This is a genomic window from Pseudarthrobacter sp. LT1 (genome assembly GCF_035621795.1).
Lineage (GTDB): Bacteria > Actinomycetota > Actinomycetes > Actinomycetales > Micrococcaceae > Arthrobacter.
In genome coordinates this window covers 3,938,656-3,953,612 of sequence record NZ_CP141830.1, presented here as the reverse complement: position 1 = coordinate 3,953,612, position 14,957 = coordinate 3,938,656, and the positions used below count along the sequence as shown (strand labels likewise).

At 65.7% G+C, this 14,957-nt stretch carries 11 protein-coding genes; 4 read left to right on the top strand and 7 right to left on the bottom strand.

The window, feature by feature from the left end:
- Nucleotides 1–16: 16 nt before the first annotated feature.
- The 3 genes from VIK36_RS18540 to VIK36_RS18530 are packed head-to-tail and all read right to left on the bottom strand — an operon-like array spanning nt 17 to nt 4,371.
- Nucleotides 17–1,291, bottom strand: coding sequence for a DUF6986 family protein (locus tag VIK36_RS18540; protein ID WP_324643147.1), 1,275 nt, complete (start codon nt 1,289–1,291; stop codon nt 17–19).
- Nucleotide 1,292: 1 nt separating this feature from the next.
- Nucleotides 1,293–2,891: a malate synthase A gene (gene aceB / locus VIK36_RS18535; RefSeq protein WP_324643146.1), complete on the bottom strand. Its 1,599-nt coding sequence runs from the start codon at nt 2,889–2,891 to the stop codon at nt 1,293–1,295.
- Nucleotides 2,892–2,925: 34 nt separating this feature from the next.
- Complete coding sequence (locus VIK36_RS18530; RefSeq protein WP_324643145.1) at nt 2,926–4,371, bottom strand: NAD-dependent malic enzyme; 1,446 nt, start codon at nt 4,369–4,371, stop codon at nt 2,926–2,928.
- Nucleotides 4,372–4,592: 221 nt separating this feature from the next.
- Between VIK36_RS18530 and VIK36_RS18525 the strand changes: the two genes are divergently transcribed.
- Complete coding sequence (locus VIK36_RS18525) at nt 4,593–5,348, top strand: IclR family transcriptional regulator (RefSeq protein ID WP_255173293.1); 756 nt, start codon at nt 4,593–4,595, stop codon at nt 5,346–5,348.
- An 81-nt stretch (nt 5,349–5,429) separates the two neighbouring features.
- On the opposite strand, the gene VIK36_RS18520 is transcribed toward VIK36_RS18525, so the two are convergent.
- Together VIK36_RS18520 and pucL are read right to left on the bottom strand one after the other, a co-directional pair.
- Nucleotides 5,430–6,941, bottom strand: a complete 1,512-nt coding sequence (locus tag VIK36_RS18520) for a nucleobase:cation symporter-2 family protein (protein ID WP_324643144.1) — start codon at nt 6,939–6,941, stop codon at nt 5,430–5,432.
- 135 nt (nt 6,942–7,076) lie between these two features.
- The gene (gene pucL / locus VIK36_RS18515) at nt 7,077–7,985 is read right to left on the bottom strand and encodes a factor-independent urate hydroxylase (protein ID WP_324643143.1); all 909 of its coding nucleotides are present in this window, start codon (nt 7,983–7,985) and stop codon (nt 7,077–7,079) included.
- Nucleotides 7,986–8,664: 679 nt separating this feature from the next.
- Between pucL and VIK36_RS18510 the strand changes: the two genes are divergently transcribed.
- Nucleotides 8,665–9,687, top strand: a complete 1,023-nt coding sequence (locus VIK36_RS18510) for a family 16 glycosylhydrolase (protein ID WP_324643142.1) — start codon at nt 8,665–8,667, stop codon at nt 9,685–9,687.
- Between the two features lie 60 nt (nt 9,688–9,747).
- On the opposite strand, the gene ligD is transcribed toward VIK36_RS18510, so the two are convergent.
- Complete coding sequence (ligD, locus tag VIK36_RS18505) at nt 9,748–10,992, bottom strand: non-homologous end-joining DNA ligase (protein ID WP_324643141.1); 1,245 nt, start codon at nt 10,990–10,992, stop codon at nt 9,748–9,750.
- A gap of 39 nt (nt 10,993–11,031) precedes the next feature.
- The gene (locus VIK36_RS18500) at nt 11,032–12,408 is read right to left on the bottom strand and encodes an 8-oxoguanine deaminase (RefSeq protein WP_324643140.1); all 1,377 of its coding nucleotides are present in this window, start codon (nt 12,406–12,408) and stop codon (nt 11,032–11,034) included.
- Between the two features lie 402 nt (nt 12,409–12,810).
- Here VIK36_RS18500 and VIK36_RS18495 point away from each other — a divergent pair, with 402 nt between their 5' ends.
- Both VIK36_RS18495 and VIK36_RS18490 read left to right on the top strand, forming a co-directional pair.
- Nucleotides 12,811–13,305: a nucleoside deaminase gene (locus tag VIK36_RS18495; RefSeq protein WP_324643139.1), complete on the top strand. Its 495-nt coding sequence runs from the start codon at nt 12,811–12,813 to the stop codon at nt 13,303–13,305.
- Between the two features lie 15 nt (nt 13,306–13,320).
- A complete protein-coding gene (locus VIK36_RS18490; RefSeq protein ID WP_324645315.1) occupies nt 13,321–14,886 on the top strand; it encodes an NCS2 family permease in 1,566 nt (521 codons plus the stop codon).
- Nucleotides 14,887–14,957 lie beyond the last annotated feature (71 nt).

The following is a 14,957-nucleotide window of genomic DNA, read 5'->3' as shown; positions in this document are numbered from 1 at the left end:
GAATGGGATCCTTTGCTTACGAGTTGGAAGTGGTGGCCAGCCGCGGATGGGCCAGGGCGGTGAGCCGGGGAAGCCCGACGCCGGCAAGTGCCTGGACTTCCTCCGCACCCACTGCCCCGCACTGGACGCCGCGCAGGACGAATGCGGCCAGGGCCCGGGCGGTGGCGGGTTCGTCCATGACGCCGCCTTCGGTCCGCTCCACATAGTTCCGCAGGCGGGCGGCCGCAGCCGGCAGGCCTTCGCGGTAGAAGGCATAGGTGGCGGCGAAGCGGCTGGGCAGCTGGGCCGGGTGCAGGTCCCAGCCCTGGTAGTAGCCCCGTTCCAGCGACCGCCGGACCAGCCGGCCGTGCAGCTGCCAGGCGTTCTCCACGTTGTCGCCCACCGGGATGATGTTGGTGGACCCGTCGGAGAGCCGGATGCCAGTGCCTGCCACGGCGAGCTGCATGACCTCCTTGGCGAAGTCCGCTACCGGGTGCTCCATGGACTGGTACTCGGCGGAGATCTGGAGTGATGCCGAGTAGTCGTAGGTGCCGTAGTGCAACCCGCTGATCCGCCCGGGCACGGCATGCGGCAGCTGCGCTACCGGAGACGTTCCTTCCGGACCGAGGATCAGCTGCGGTGTTTCCACCTGCACCTCGAAGCGGAGCCGCCCGGTCGGCAGGCCGTGGACGTCCTCGAGCCGGGACACCGCATAGTCCATGGCCTGGACCTGGGCCACTGTGGTGACCTTGGGCAGCGTGAGGACCAGGCCGTCCGGCAGTTCGCCGGCCGCTGCCAGGCCGGACACGAACAGGTCAAGCGTCCGCAGGCCACGGGCCCGGGTGGGAGCCTCGAAGCACTTGAACCGGATGCCGATGAACGGGGGAGCGGACCCCGCCGCCACGGCCTGCGCCACGGCGGACGCCGCGGCAACGGCGGCGGCGTCCTCGGCGTCGTCGCCCCTGTCCCCGAAGCCGTCCTCGAAGTCGAGGCGAAGGTCCTCGATCGGCTCGGTCTGGAGCTTGGCCTGGACGCGGTCCGCCACCGCTTCGGCGAGCCCGGCGTCCTGGCCCAGCAGCCGGCCCAGCTTCCCGAAGCCGCCGTGGGCTTCCGCCGTCGCGATTGCCTGGGCGCCCCAGTCGGCCGCGAGCGACGGTGTGAAACGGTCCGCGGGCACGTACACCGTGTGCACGGGCTGGCGGGTGCCGTCGTCGCCCGGGTAGTTCTGTTCCAGCAGCCGGTCGGTGGCAGCAAGCTGCCCGTCAATGTGCGCGAGGTCCCCCGCGGAGAGCGAGGACTTGGGTGCTGCCATCTCAGCCCACCAGTTCGTACGCAGGCGTGGTGAGGAAGTCGGTGTAATCGTCCGACAGGCAGATGTCAGCGATGAGCTCGCCGGCCGGCTGGTAGTAGCGGCGGAATGCCTCGTCACCGAATTCGGTGCGGAGCCGCTCCGTTTCCTCGCCGAGGATCCGCTCCACCAGTTCTCTGGTCACGGTGTTCCCCGTGTCCGCAAGGATGGACTTGTTCCGGATTTGCTGCCACACCTGCGAGCGGGAAATCTCGGCCGTGGCGGCGTCCTCCATCAGGTTGTGGATGGCCACGGCGCCATTCCCGGACAGCCAGACGGCCGTGTAGGCAACGGCAACGTAGAGGTTCAGGCGCAGGCCGGCTTCGGTGACCTGGCCGCCGGCGGACTGGACGTCCAGCAGTTGCTCCGCGGTAACCGAAACCTCCGGCCGCTGCTTGTCCACCTGGTTGGGCTTGTCGCCGAGCACGGAGTCGAAGACTTCCCGGCACGTGGGCACCAGGTCCGGGTGGGCAACCCAGGAGCCGTCAAAGCCGTCATTTGCCTCGCGGGTCTTGTCCGCGCGGACCTTCTCGAAGGCGGCCTCGGTGACTTCTGGGTGGCGCCGGTTGGGGATGACCGCGGCCATGCCGCCCATGGCGAAGGCGCCGCGCCGGTGGCAGGTCTTGACCAGGAGTTCGGTGTAGGCGCGCATGAACGGGGCGGTCATCGCCACAGACGCGCGGTCCGGCAGGACGAATTCCTCACCGGCGTCACGGAAGTACTTGATGATGCTGAACAGGTAGTCCCAGCGTCCGGCATTGAGGCCGGAGGCGTGGTCCCGCAGTTCATACAGGATCTCGTCCATCTCGAACGCGGCCGGGATGGTCTCGATCAGCACCGTGGCGCGGATGGTGCCCTGGTTCAGGCCCAGGAAGTCCTGGGCGAAGACGAACACGTCGTTCCACAGCCGCGCTTCGAGGTGGCTTTCCATCTTGGGCAGGTAGTAGTACGGGCCCTGTCCGTTGAGGACCAGCTGTTTGGCGATGTGGAAGAAGTGCAGCCCGAAGTCCACCAGCGCACCAACCGCGGGCTCGCCGTTGACCAGCAGGTGCTTCTCCTGCATGTGCCAGCCGCGGGGGCGGGCCACCACGACGGCGAGCGGCGCGTCGGTGCGGAGCCGGTACTCCTTGCCTTCTTCCGAGGTGTAGCTGAGCGTGCCCTGGGCAGCATCGCGGAGGTTCAGGATGGCGTCGATGACGTTGGCCCAGGTGGGTGTGCTGGCGTCCTCGAGGTCCGCCAGCCACACCTTCGCGCCGGAGTTCAGGGCATTGATGGCCATCTTCGCCGGCGAGGCGGGTCCGGTCATCTCCACCCGGCGGTCCTGCAAAGCTGCCGGTGCGGGCGCAACCTTCCAGTCGCCGTCGCGCACGTCCTTGGTCTCCGGCAGGAAGTCGAGCTTGCCCGTTTCCGCCACCCGCTGCCGCTTGACGGCGCGGGCCGCCAGGAGCTCGTTGCGGGTGCCGGCGAACCGGTTGTGGAGCTCCTCCACGAAGGCCAGTGCCTTGGGCGTGAGGATCTCCTCTGCGCGGTTGATCGGCCGGGGATCTGTGACGGTGATGGCCATTTCTGGTCCTTTCCTTTGGCTGGAAGTCGGGCGGTCAGGCGGAGGCCAGTGCTGGCTCCGCGGCGGAATCGGCCGGTGCGGCAGCCGTTGCCACGTTTGAGGCGTGTGCCGCGGCGGCGACGGCTGCCGCGACATCGGCGGTCACGTGCGGATCGAAGATGCTGGGGATGATGTAGCTCGCATTGAGCTCATTATCATTCACCCGGTTGGCGATTGCTTCCGCCGCGGCCACCAGCATGTCCGGGGTGATGTCGCTTGCTCCCACGTCGAGGAGCCCGCGGAAGAGGCCGGGGAAGGCCAGGACGTTGTTGATCTGGTTGGGGAAGTCGCTGCGGCCGGTGGCCACCACTGCGGCGTGCCGGGATGCGACGGCCGGATCCACCTCGGGGGTGGGGTTGGCCATGGCGAAGACGATGGCGTCCTTCGCCATGGAGGCGATGTGCTCCTCTTCCAGGATGTTCGGGGCGGAGACGCCGATGAAGACATCAGCGCCCACCAGGGCCTCGTGCAGGCTGCCGGAGAAGCCTTCCTGGTTGGTGTTTTCCGCGATCCAGGTGCGGTGCGGATCGTTGTACGCCTCACCCTTGTGGATGGCGCCGGAGCGGCCCGCTGCCACAATGTGCCGGGCGCCCTGGGCCTTCAGCAGCTGGATGATGGCGGAGCCGGCAGCGCCGACCCCGGAAACTACGATCTTCACGTCCGCGATCTTCTTGTCCACCACGCGCAGGGCATTGACCAGGGCAGCGAGGGTCACGATTGCCGTGCCGTGCTGGTCGTCGTGGAAGACCGGAATGTCCAGTTCCTCGCGCAGGCGGGCTTCGATCTCGAAGCAGCGGGGCGCAGCGATGTCCTCCAGGTTCACGCCCCCGAAGACCGGTGCCAGGAGCTTGACGGTGCGGATGATTTCCTCCGTGTCCTGGGTATCAAGGCACACGGGCCACGCGTCGACGTTGGCGAACTGCTTGAACAGGGCGGCCTTGCCCTCCATGACCGGAAGGGCCGCGGCGGGACCGATGTTGCCCAGGCCCAGCACCGCCGATCCGTCGGTGACCACGGCCACGGTGTTGCGCTTGACGGTCAGGTTGCGGGCGGCGGCGGGGTCCTCGGCGATGGCCAGGCAGACGCGGGCGACGCCGGGAGTGTAGGCGCGGGAGAGATCGTCCCGGTTGCGCAGGGGGACCTTGGGGACCACCTCGAGCTTGCCGCCCAGGTGCATCAGGAAGGTGCGGTCCGAGACGTGCTGGACCGTGACGCCGTCGAGCGCATTGAGGGCGTCCTTGACGCGGGCGGCGTGGGCGTCGTCGGTGGTGTTGCAGGTGACGTCAACCACCAGGGTCTCGTGGTGGGACTCGGAGACGTCCAGTGCGGTGATTGCGGCGCCGGCAGCTCCGACGGCGGCTGCGAGCTCGCTGGTGGCGCTGAAGCTTGAGGGTGCTTCCACGCGCAGGGTGATCGAATTTCCGGGGCTGGGGTTCGCCATTGAATGTCCTCCTGATTGGGCCTGGGCCGGCTTCTGCTCTAATCCGAATGTTTTCGTATTATGGATATTATTATCTACTTTATGGAAATACAACCCCTTCGAATGCGACTGTCCGCCCGCATCGCCGCGGGGGCGGCCGTGCTGTATCTTGGGTGTTCTAAGCAACTCTTTTCACGATGCGGATAAGAGTTGTCGGATTCCGAGTTACAGGAGACAACGGAATGGCAGAAAAAGCGTCCGGTGGGGTGCAGTCGGTAGAGCGCGTCTTCGAACTGCTGGAGCTCATCACTGATGCCGGCGGCGACGTCACCCTCAGTGAGCTCTCGTCTTCCACCGACCTGCCGCTGCCCACTATCCACCGCCTGCTCCGCACCCTGGTGTCGCTGGGCTACATCCGCCAGCTGCCCAACCGGCGCTACGCGCTGGGCCCCCGCCTCATCCGTTTGGGCGAGGGTGCCAACAAGCAGCTCGGTGCCCTGGCGCAGCCCCAGCTGAAGATCCTGGTGGACCGGCTGGGGGAGACCTCCAATATGGCCGTGCTGGATTCGGACATGGTCATCTACGTGGCGCAGGTGCCTTCGCTGCACTCCATGCGCATGTTCACCGAGGTGGGCCGGCGCGCCCACACCCACGCCACCGGCGTGGGCAAGGCCATCCTGGCCCAGCTCGACGACGACACCGTGCGGGGCATTGTTGCCCGCGCCGGCATGCCCACCCCCACCGCCAAGAGCATCGGCGACATTGAAGAGCTCCTGGCCGATCTCAAGCTCATCCGCGAGCGTGGCTACTCCATTGACGAGGAGGAGCAGGAGCTCGGCGTCCGTTGCTTCGCCATGGCGGTCCCGAATGCCCCCACGCCCACCGCGATCTCGGTCTCCGGCCCTGTATCCCGGGTGGACGAGGACTTCGCGGACAAGGCCGTGCCCATCCTCCGGGAAGCGGCCGAGGCCATCTCCCGCGAGCTCAACCGCACCTGAGGCGCCACATACAAAAGTAACCACGACGGCGGCCCGCACCTTTCGAGAAGAGTGCGGGCCGCCGTCGTCCGTTCCGGTGCGTCAGTGTTCTGACGCCTTCTCGGCTGACTGGATGGGCACTTCCTTGCCATCGCAGTCGATGAGCTTGCCGTTTTCGAAACGGTCGCCGTGCTCAAGGCACGTCAGGTCCTCTTCCCGGATGACCCTGCCGGTGCCCGCAGCAAAGACGGACTGGTACTCCGAGTTCCCGGCCTTGAGGTGGTTGAACAGGAGGTTCAGCAGGATGGCCATGACTGCGGCTGAGCTGATCCCGGAGTGGAAGATGGTGCTGAACCAGGACGGAAACTTGTCGTAGAAGGTGGGCGCTGCGATCGGAATCATGCCGAAACCGATGGACGCGGCCACGATGATGAGATTCATGTTGTTCTTGTACTCGACCTTGGCCAAGGTCCGGATGCCGCTGGCGGCAACGGTACCGAACAGCACGATGCCGGCACCGCCGAGAACCGCCGTGGGGACTGCTGCGACGACGCGGCCCATGACCGGCAGCAGGCCCAGCAGGACCAGGATCACGCCACCGGCCGCCACGACGTAACGGCTCTTGATCTTGGTGACTGCCACCAGGCCCACGTTCTGGGCAAATGCACTCTGGGTGAAGGAACCAAAGATCGGTGCGATGAGGCTCGAGCCCATATCTGCACGCAGGCCGGCTGCGATCCGCTTGGAATCAGTGCGGGTGCCGACGATTTCGCCTACGGCCAGGATGTCCGCCATGGTTTCGGTGAGGATCACCAGAACCACAATCAGCATGGAAATGATGGCGGCGATCTCAAATGTGGGGGCACCGAGGTGGAAGGGGGTGGGGAACGCAACGATCGGGCCGTTGCCCACCTTCGAGAAGTCGGCCATCCCGGTAACCACGGCGATCCCCGTCCCGACAATCATGGCCAGGAGGATGGAAAGCCGGGAGATTGTGGCGCTGCCAACCTTGCTTAGCAGCAGCACCAGTGCGAGGGTAACTGCGGCGAGACCGATGTTGGCTACGCTCCCGTAGTCCTCAGCCTTCTTGTTACCGCCCATGGCCCAGTTTGCCGCGACCGGCATCAAGGTCAGGCCGATGGTGGTGATGACGGTACCGGTAACCACCGGTGGGAAGAACCTGACGATCTTGGAGAAGACAGGGGCGATAATCAGGCCGATGGCGGCCGAGACCATCACCGCACCAAAGACTGACGGCAGGCCTCCACCGCCGCTGACGATTGCCACCATGGTGGCCACGCTGGCAAAGGACACACCCTGTACCAAGGGCAGCTGAGAGCCAAAGAACGGAATGCCGATGGTCTGCAGGAGGGTGGCAAGTCCACCCATGAAGAGGGCCGCGGCAATGAGGACACCGATGTCGGCAGATGAGAGGCCTGCGGCCTGCCCGACGATGAGCGGTACGGCAATGATGCCGCCGTACATGGTCAGGACGTGCTGGAAGCCATAGGCAAAACTGCTTCCGATTGAGAGCCGCTCATCTTCGGGGCGGCTGAGAGTCGTGCGCTTGCTGCGTTGCTTAGCGCCGGCTTTGAGGGGGTTCTTGATGTTCATGGCAGACTTTCTGGTTCATGGCAGACGTCCTCGTCTGGCTAACGTTGTCTGGCTAACAGGTAAGGCTGTGGGTGGTACTGGAGTGGTTTCGACGGGCTCAACCACCGGTGGTTGAGCCCGTCTGGCCGGGGGCGTTTAGCAGAAGCCGGCGATACCGGTCCAGGCATTTTCGGCCGGGACGGCATCCTCGCGCAGGACCGTCGCCTCGATCAGGCCGTAGGGGCGGTCGGCTGCGAAGAATACCTCGTTGGGGTTGTCGAGGCCGAATGGCGAGAGGTCCACCAGGAAGTGGTGCTTGTTGGGCATGGAGAACTTGATCTCGTCGATCTCCGGGTGTGCCTCCAGGACCTTGGTGCCCATGTCGAACAGGGTCTGCTGCAGGGCGTGGGAGTACTTCTCGGTGAAGCCTTCCAGCAGGAGGCTCTTGACGTCGTCGTAGTTTTTGTTGAAATCGAAGCCTGAGAAGTCCGTGCCGGCCTTGAAGCGCCAGCGTGCGGAGACATCAGTTGCCAGGATGCGGTCGGTGGTTTCCGCCAGGGTGGTGTACTTGTCCTTGGGGTACCCGACAAAGCCGGACTGGGTGGACTTCAGGACCGTGAGGTCCTTCAGGCCCGAGATCAGGTGTTCGGCGTCACCGTCGCGGACCAGGACGGCGGTCCGGACTTCCTGGCCGTTGCGCACGAAGGAGTGGTCATGCTCGCTGCCGTGGGCCTGGATCCGGTCCCAGGCATAGGACTCGGCGGCCCAGCGTCCGCCGTCGACCCAGCTGAAGTTTGACGTAAAGTGCTCGCCGAGGCGAAGCAGGAAGGCTTCAGGAGAACCGATGCCTTCCCGTGCGAAGGCATAGACAGTGTTCTTCTGGGTATCGGTGGGCACGACGTGCCCGTTGTCGCCTTCGAGGTGCGCAGCCTCAAAGTCGCCGCGCAACTGCGAGGTGACATTGAGGTCTTCGATCTGGTGGCGGTCGCTGTCCCGGGTAATCTTGACAACCCGTACCTCGGCCTTGCCGAACTGGTTGCTGCCGAGGATGATCTTGCTGCTCATGGTCTTTTCCCAACTTCCGGTAAGTGGAACCTAGGTTCCATCACTGAAATTAAGCGCGCGTTTCATGCGCGTTTCCGATGGAGCCGACCCAACAAAAAAGAGCCGGCATCCGTTGATGCCAGCTCATTACGACCCTGCCTGCTGCTCCCAGGTTACGTGACCTGCGCCACGAGTTGCATACCAGCGTACCCCCGCAATCCGGTGGTGTACATCACAGATTCAAAATTCCGTTTGTGACCGTCCGGGCGCTGTGGGTGTGGGGCGGACCTCTTGACCGTCTACCAGCGCCCGCATACTCTTTTCACATAGCAGAAATTGCTTTCCATAATATGAAAAGAGGAGGTTCCGATGTACCAGCAAGACAACCATCCTGTTCCGGCAGCACCGTCCGCAGGGGCCGGTGCGCAGGAGTTCTACCTCCCCCTCGGCGGAGGAATTGATCCTGATCTGTACGTGCCGGAGGAGCGCCTCCACTCCAGCGGGCGCTTGTCCCGGTGGATCCAGTCGCTGCGTACCCCGGCAGTGAAAGCGCGTAAAAGCCGCCACCAAAGCTGAGTAGCCGCTACTCGGGACTGGCGTGGGAAACTCTTCTAGCCTTGCACGATAGACAGCCGACCGTGGGCTTGGAGGCTTCGTCCTTGGTCTGGCCATCGCCATTACGTGCGAGGGAAGGACAGCGATGCCACAAGCCACAGCCCGCTTGCTGCAGGTCCTGTGCTGTGTGCTGGTCGTTGCAGGGCTCTCGGGCAGTGCCATCCGGCTGCAGTCGGGGCAACCTGAGGCCTCACCGCCCGGACAGGAGGCGTCGGTATCCGGTACGGACCCCGGTGCGGACCCCGGGCCGGCGCTTTCAGATTCCACCGGTGGCGCCGGTGCGAAACAGCCGGCCCCTCCAGGCGGGACTGATGCATCCGCTGCCCAGCCGCCGGCAGCGGAGCAACCAGGCGTGGCAGAACCCGGCAAAGCCGAGGAAGCCCCTGCCGATGGCCCGGTAAGTGAGTCCCTGGTCAAGGGCACCCCCGTCGTGGCCAGCAAGGAGGGCGGTCCGCTTGGCCCTCCGGGAGCGTGGAAGATGGTGCTCGATGAGGAATTCGACACCCTCAACACCGGTCTTTGGACTCCCTATTGGTTCCGTGACTGCCACCCTGGATCGACCAAGAACGGGGTCAAGACCTGTTCCAGCAATGTCAAAGTGGAGAACGGAAACGCGGTACTGCAGCTCTCCGACGCGGAATCGGGCGCACTGCTGTCCACCAATCCCAAAGACGGCGTTCCTGGCCATGTGGGGTTCCAGTACACCACCGGCTACGTTGAGGCCCGGATCTACTTCCCGGGAACCTGCTCAGGCGGTATCTACAACTGGCCGGCCTGGTGGACCACCGGCCAGAAGTTCCCCGCAACCGGCGAGATCGACATTGCAGAACCCCTCGCCGGGACGATGACCACGGTCTATCACTCTGCGGACAGGGATCCCGCAAAATGGTTCATTGGATGCTGGGCGGGCGGCTACCACACCTACGGGGTGCACCGGAAGGCTGGCGTCAATGACGTCTACTTCGACGGGAAGCTTGAGTTTTCCTATCCCACCAACGACGGCAATGCCCCGCACTACCTCCTCCTGAATGTCGGCATCAACCCAGACAAACTGGTCCTGGGCAAAACCGGAGCCGTCAAGGTGGACTGGGTGCGGGCCTGGCAGTAGCCCGGAACCTGCCCGCCGGCTGCCAGTACCCCGGTTGCCGGTTCCCCGCGTGCTCGTTCCTCAGGTGCCGGGCCGCCCCGGCCACTGCTTGCCGGCCCAGGGGTCGTAGTCCGCGATGAGCTCCTCCTGTGCCGGCCGTTCGCCGTCGGGAACGTGCTGCAGGTTCACCCGCACCCGGTACCAGAGCGAGCTGGACCCGCGCATCCCGTCGACCAGGATGTCGGCAGGCTGCAGGGATTTGACGACGGCGGCGTGCCGGGACTTCCATTCGTCGAGCGCAGCCAGCGCTTCCGGCTTGGTCCTGGTCCGGGCCACTTCGATGAGCGGCATCAGCGACTGGCGGCGGCCGGACCCGTTGCCGCTGCGCGGAGCCTTCTCCGCCGGACCCAGTTCCTTCGCCAGGGCCAGCAATCCGTCCAACGATCCGGCCGCCCCGTCAATGCCGGAGTGCGGGTCGCCGGTCTCTGCGTACCGCTTCAGCATCGTGGGAACAGTGAATTGTCCAGGCCGGGCCGTGCGCATCTCCTCCCACGTGAGCGGCGCTGAAACGCGGGCATCCGGCAGTGGCCTGACTGAGTAGGCGGATGCGACCGTACGGTCCTTGGCATTCTGGTTAAAGTCCACGAAGACGCTCTCGCCGCGCTCCTCCTTCCACCATCGTGCCGTGGCAAGGCCGGGAGCCCGGTTCTCCACTTCCCGTGCCAGGGTTTCGGCAGCCAACCGGACATCGGAGTAGGACCACTGCGGGGCAATGCGGACCAGGATGTGAAGTCCCCGCGACCCGCTGGTCTTGGGCCATCCCACCAGGCCCACGTCATCCAGCACCTCCTGTGCCACGTACGCCGTATCCACGATCTGCGACCAGTCCACGCCCGGCATGGGGTCAAGGTCCACCCGCAGTTCGTCCGGGTGTTCCAGGTCCCCTGCCCGCACGGGATGCGGGTTCAGGTCCAGGCAGCCAAGATTGATGACCCACGCCAGGCCCGCGGCATCCCTGATCACGGCTTCCTCGGCCGAGGTCCCGGACGCGTAATGCAGGGTGGCGGTATCGATAAAGGGCGGGTGGTTTTCCGGCACGCGTTTTTGGAAGAACGGCTCGGCGTCAATGCCTTTCGGGAACCTCTTGAGCACCATGGGCCGGCCGCCCGCGCCCCGCAGTGCGCCATCCGCCACCGCAAGGTAATAGCGCACCAGGTCGAGCTTGGTCAGCCCCGGCTCCGGGAATACCACCTTGTCCGGACTGGAGATGCGGACTTCGATTCCATCGATGTCGAGAACCTCGGGCGGCGTCTTTGACGGGGTCATGCCGCCACGGTAGCAGCGGCCCGGACCGCTGTCAGCCGTTCACCGGCCCCCGTTGACCAGGCGGTGTGCCGCAGCTGAGTGCTCCGCGATGAGCCCCGCGATGTCCAGTCCCGGGATCTGGCCGTCCACCACCCGCCACTTCCCGCCAACCATCACCCGGTCGGCCCTGTCGGCGGCGCAGAGAAGGAGGGCGGCGATGGGGTCGTGGCTGCCGGAGAAGCGCAGGTCATCCAGCGTGAACAGCGCCAGGTCGGCCTGCATCCCGGGGGCCAGCTGGCCCAGTCCCCGCCGGCCCAGCACGGCAGCCGAGCCGCGGGTGGCCCAGCCCAGCGCCCGCTCCACCAGAACGTCGGCCCCGTAGCGCAGCCGCTGCAGGTAGAGCGCCTGCCGTGCTTCCAGGATCATGTTGGAGGCATCGTTCGACGCCGAACCGTCCACGCCGAGCCCCACCGGCACCCCGGCGTCCTCCAGCTCCAGGACCCGGGCTGTTCCGGAGGCAAGCCTCATGTTGGAGGTGGGGCAGTGGGCCACAGCGGTTCCGGCTGCACCGAGCCGCGTTATCTCGGAGTCGCTGAAGTGGATGCCGTGCCCCAGCCAGGTGCGGTCCGTCAGCCAGCCCACGCTGTCCAGGTAGTCCACCGTCCGCAACCCGAACATTTCCCGGCAGAAGTCCTCCTCGTCAAGGGTCTCTGCCAGGTGCGTGTGCAGCCGGACGTCCAGCCGTGCAGCCAGGGCAGCGCTTTCGGCCATGATTTCCTTCGTCACTGAGAACGGGGAGCACGGGGCCAGGGCGACCTGGATTACGGCGTCGTCGCCGCGCTCGTGGTACGTGGAAACCAGGCGCTCGCTGTCTGCCAGCACCACCTCCGGAGCCTGGACGGTGGACTGTGGCGGCAGGCCGCCGTCGTCCGTTCCAAGGGTCATGGAGCCGCGGGTCAGTGTGGCCCGCATGCCCAGCCGGCGCACTGCTTCCACCTCGATGTCAATGGCATCCTCGAGCCCTGCCGGGAAGAGGTAGTGGTGGTCCGCGGCAGTGGTGCAGCCCGAAAGCAACAGCTCGGCCAGGGCGACCGTTGCGGCCAGCTCCAGGTCCTTGGCGGTGAGCCGCGCCCACACGGGATAGAGATTCTTCAGCCAGGGAAACAGAGGGGCATTTGCCACCGGACCCCAGGCGCGGGTCAGGGTTTGGTAGAAGTGGTGGTGGGTGTTGATCAGGCCCGGGAGCAGCACGTGGCTGCCGGCGTCGAACGTTTCGGTGCAGGGTGCGGACGGCTGCTGCCCGGCGGCCAGGACCTCTGTGATGACACCGCCGCTGACCACCACGCCGCCGGAGGCGTCGAGGGAGTTGGCGGTAAACGCGGCCAGCGGATTCCTGATCCAGAGCCGGTTGGTGGGGGCAGGGGAGGAAGTGGTCATGGGCTGTCCTTGTCTGAGCGAATGCGGTGCAGTAAATCCAGCTCAGTGAGGCCCTGTCTGCTGATCCAGGTTCCCGCGCCGCCAGGCGGCGCGGGTGCGACCAGAGTAGGGAAACGGCCCTGCCTGCGTCAATGCCACTCTTTGTGACCGGGGACCGGGTTGGGCCGTGAAGAGCGCGAAACATAGATTTCACATCGCGAAATTAAATTTCCAGAAAACTATGGCGTAGCCCACAAAGCGGTGCTAATCTCGATTCTGCCAAAGGCGGGCGCCCGAACCCGGGAAGCTATCTACCAGGCGCAACTTAACCTTCACAGCACATGCTGAAGCCTGGTAACCGTTCGCACCTGGTTCTACTGGTCCTGCGCGGCAACAGGCTTCCCGGCAAAAGGAAGTCGCATCATGAGTACCACCGTCACGGCCGAACAGTTTTTGGCCCGCTCCATCCGGCTGGCAACGGCCAACGTCCTCAACAGCGGAGGCCCGTTCGGCGCCATGATCGTCACGGCGGACGGCAAGACGTTCGACGGCGTCAACCGCGTCACTGCGGACAACGATCCCACCGCCCACGCTGAAGTCACCGCCATCCGGACCGCCTGCCGCGAGCTGGGGACCTTCGACCTCAGCGGCGCCACCCTCTACACCAGCTGCGAGCCGTGCCCCATGTGCCTGGCCTCCGCACTCTGGGCACGGGTCAGCCGCGTTGTCTACGCGGCGGACCGCCACGACGCCGCCTCGGTCGGCTTCGACGACGCACTGTTCTACGAATACTTCGACAACCAGGACAGGGATTCCCTGATGCCGGTTTCCAAGCTGGAGCTGGGCGATCCCCAGGCCCCGGCCCCGCTGGAGCCGTTCAACACCTGGAACACGCTCGAAACCAGGATTGACTACTAGGGCCGGGTGGCTGACATGACAATCCTGGACAATTCCGCTGAAAAGCAGGCTGCGCTGCTCCCCAACGGGAGCAACAGCGCAGAGCCCGCAGCGGCACGCGAAACGCAAAATGCATCCGGGCGGACGCGGCTGGGAAGCACCCCGCCGGCGCCGGACTCCCTCCTTGACCGGTTCTTCCACATCACGCAGCGCGGCTCCACCCTTGCCCGCGAATTCCGTGGCGGCCTGGTCACCTTCTTCACCATGGCGTACATCGTCATCCTCAACCCCCTCATCCTGGGCGGGTTCAGCGCGGACAACGCCCCCACCGACGTCGCCGGCGGCTGGCTCTCCGCGGCGCAGGTAGGCGCCGTCACCGGCCTCACCGCCGGCGTCATGACCATCCTCTTCGGCCTCATTGCCAACCTGCCGTTCGGGCTTGCCGCCGGACTGGGCATCAACTCCTTCCTGGCCGTCTCCGTGATCCAGGAAGTCACCTGGCCCGAGGCCATGGGCCTGGTGGTGATCAACGGCATCCTGATCGTCCTCTTCGGCGTCACCGGCGCCCGGACCGCCATCTTCCGGGCCGTGCCCAAGGAACTGAAGGCCGCCATCACCGTCGGCATCGGCCTGTTCATCGCCTTCATCGGCTTCGTGGACTCCGGCTTCGTCCGGCCCACCACGGGCGGCCCGCCCGTCCAACTGGGCGACGGCGGCTCCATCACCTCCGTGCCCACGCTCGTGTTCGTCGTGGGACTCCTTGCCATGGGCATCCTCGTGGCACGCAAGGTCCAGGGCGGACTCCTGATCGGGATCGTCGGCACCACCGTGCTGGCCGCCGTCGTGGAAGCAGTCATGAAACTGGGCCCTGCCAGCGCCACAAACCCCGGCGGCTGGCACCTGAACACCCCGGTCCTGTCCGGCCAGCTGGTGTCCGCCCCGGACCTTGGCCTGGTGGGCCACTTCGACCTCTTCGGCTCATTCGCCAGGATCGGCGGACTCGCAGCCACCATGCTGGTGTTCACGCTCGTGTTCACCAACTTCTTCGACGCCATGGGCACCATGACCGGCCTTGCCAAGAGCGCCGGCGTCGCCCACAAGGACGGCACCTTCCCGCGGCTGAAGTCCGCCTTCATCGTGGAAGGCTTCGGCGCCGTGGCGGGCGGGGCCACCTCCGGTTCCTCCAACACCGTCTACATCGACTCGGCAGCCGGCATCGGCGAAGGTGCCCGCACCGGCCTGGCCTCGGTGGTCACCGGCGTCCTGTTCCTCGGCTCGATGTTCCTCACCCCGCTCACCAGCGTGGTGCCGCTCGAGGTGGCCGCCGCCGCCCTGGTGGTGGTGGGCGCCATGATGATGGCGCAGATCCGGGAGATCAAGTTCACCAAGTTCACCGTGGCCCTGCCGGCTTTCCTCACCATCGTGACCATGCCGCTGAGCTACTCGATCGCCAACGGCATCGGTGTGGGCTTCGTGAGCTGGGCCGTGATCGGGGCGGCGTCCGGCAAGACCAAGAAGATCCATCCGCTGATGTGGGTGGTGAGCGCCGGGTTCCTGGTGTACTTCGCCCGCGGGCCGATCAACGCCCTGCTGGGCGGCTAAGTAGTGCCCTTTCCTTCCGGGGGCCGTGCCAACCCTTGGCCCGGCCCCCGGAAGGACCGACAATTGACACC

What these genes read in the sequence shown, in the direction of transcription:
- VIK36_RS18540 (WP_324643147.1), bottom strand. Translation starts at nt 1,291, where the DNA reads ATGGCAGCACCCAAGTCCTCGCTCTCCGCGGGGGACCTCGCGCACATT.
- aceB (WP_324643146.1), bottom strand. Translation starts at nt 2,891, where the DNA reads ATGGCCATCACCGTCACAGATCCCCGGCCGATCAACCGCGCAGAGGAG.
- VIK36_RS18530 (WP_324643145.1), bottom strand. Translation starts at nt 4,371, where the DNA reads ATGGCGAACCCCAGCCCCGGAAATTCGATCACCCTGCGCGTGGAAGCA.
- VIK36_RS18525 (WP_255173293.1), top strand. Translation starts at nt 4,593, where the DNA reads ATGGCAGAAAAAGCGTCCGGTGGGGTGCAGTCGGTAGAGCGCGTCTTC.
- VIK36_RS18520 (WP_324643144.1), bottom strand. Translation starts at nt 6,941, where the DNA reads ATGAACATCAAGAACCCCCTCAAAGCCGGCGCTAAGCAACGCAGCAAG.
- pucL (WP_324643143.1), bottom strand. Translation starts at nt 7,985, where the DNA reads ATGAGCAGCAAGATCATCCTCGGCAGCAACCAGTTCGGCAAGGCCGAG.
- VIK36_RS18510 (WP_324643142.1), top strand. Translation starts at nt 8,665, where the DNA reads ATGCCACAAGCCACAGCCCGCTTGCTGCAGGTCCTGTGCTGTGTGCTG.
- ligD (WP_324643141.1), bottom strand. Translation starts at nt 10,992, where the DNA reads ATGACCCCGTCAAAGACGCCGCCCGAGGTTCTCGACATCGATGGAATC.
- VIK36_RS18500 (WP_324643140.1), bottom strand. Translation starts at nt 12,408, where the DNA reads ATGACCACTTCCTCCCCTGCCCCCACCAACCGGCTCTGGATCAGGAAT.
- VIK36_RS18495 (WP_324643139.1), top strand. Translation starts at nt 12,811, where the DNA reads ATGAGTACCACCGTCACGGCCGAACAGTTTTTGGCCCGCTCCATCCGG.
- VIK36_RS18490 (WP_324645315.1), top strand. Translation starts at nt 13,321, where the DNA reads ATGACAATCCTGGACAATTCCGCTGAAAAGCAGGCTGCGCTGCTCCCC.